Source organism: Rhizobium sp. P1_E6 (genome assembly GCF_056405875.1).
The window spans coordinates 1-1,461 of the sequence record NZ_JBFUBG010000271.1 but is presented as its reverse complement, the minus strand read 5'-3'; the positions used below and the strand labels follow the sequence as shown (position 1 = coordinate 1,461).

General features: G+C 58.0%; 3 protein-coding genes. All 3 read right to left on the bottom strand.

The window, feature by feature from the left end; translation table 11 throughout:
• On the bottom strand, positions 1–203 hold a 203-nt coding region (locus AC1D35_RS36135), incomplete at its 3' end, for a hypothetical protein (protein WP_477942819.1).
• 44 nt (positions 204–247) lie between these two features.
• Positions 248–511, bottom strand: coding sequence for a DUF982 domain-containing protein (locus AC1D35_RS36130; RefSeq protein WP_477942817.1), 264 nt, complete (start codon positions 509–511; stop codon positions 248–250).
• Between the two features lie 467 nt (positions 512–978).
• Positions 979–1,461: AMP-binding enzyme (locus AC1D35_RS36125; protein ID WP_477942815.1), on the bottom strand; the 483-nt coding region annotated here is incomplete at its 5' end.

Here is a 1,461-nt window from a genome sequence, read left to right as displayed (position 1 = left end):
CCATAGCCGAGCACGCTCAGCTGCTGCTCGTTGTGAACGCCCTCCCGATAGAGTTCGATGATGATTGACGCCGATTGGGTGAGCTCCTCGCTTCCCTCGTCGAGACCAAATTCCGCTTTCCCCGTTGCCAGAACGCGGTCACAGATCGCAAGATCGTCCGATGTCAGCGCTTGATCGTGAGGCTTGATGCGTCCTGTCGTCATGGACTAGCCCAAAGATGATCGTGATTGAAATAATGTGGCAATAGTCAGTGGAGAATGGTGATCGCATTGATGCCGGCTTCTCCGGCAGCGCGCAGCATGGCACTGCGCAATTCCCAAGGCGCGCTACGTCCGATCATGACGTCGAGACAGATCCTGACGGCGTCGCAAAAGCCCTCTCCATCGTCAAGCGGCCAATCTCGCATGAGAGCCTCGGCCGCATCGCGCGCCGTGCCGACAGTCTTGCAATGTCCTCCACGAGGAAAGACCAGCATGATTGGCTGAAAGTGCCTTGACGTGTCCCAATTCATAGACGCCCTCCCCAAACAATCATTAATAGATTTCCACAACCTATACATGAAGACTACGGAAGGAATACGACATCGCCCGACCCATCGCAATCTCGCGACGCGGTTCAGGACCGACGAAGCACATCGATCCGAAGGGTCCCCAGAAAGAGGAAGAAGCGTATCGGAGCTTTCAGCATAGCGACGGTGCGAAACGCGCTGGAAAGCGGGAATTCGCGTCACACGCGGGCGCGAGGAAGGGCAGCCGCAGGAGCTTGAGCGTAAGCGATCCGAAGGACAAGCGGGACCGACTGCCCCGCGCACGCGTGTTCCGATTTCGGACGAAACTCTCGCTAGGCGAAGTGGAGACGGGCCCCATCGGCGGGAAATCGAAAGCAGAACACCTGACGGCTCTGCGATAGATCAACGAGCAGGTCGAACGTTGGTGATTTGGGGTCGGAGAAAAAACCCAGTCACCTCCTCCTTCGTCATCACGAAATCCTGTTCTGCCTGTTGGCGATCAGGTCATCAACGACGGCAGGGTCGGCGAGCGTCGATGTATCGCCCAGCGAGCCGAAATCATCCTCGGCGATCTTGCGCAGGATGCGGCGCATGATCTTGCCCGAACGGGTCTTCGGTAGACCCGGTGCGAACTGGATTTTGTCCGGTGCCGCGATAGGGCCGATTTCGGCACGGACGTGCTTGACGAGCTGCTGGCGCAGTTCGTCCGAACCTTCATTGCCGGCCATCAGCGTGACGTAGCAATAGATGCCCTGGCCCTTGATCGGATGCGGAKAACCGACGACAGCGGCTTCCGAAACAAGATTGTGCGAGACGAGCGCCGATTCCACTTCGGCTGTACCGAGGCGATGGCCGGAAACGTTCAGGACGTCATCGACACGGCCGGTGATCCAATAATATCCGTCCTCGTCGCGGCGGCAGCCATCACCCGTGAAATACTTGCCCTTATAGGT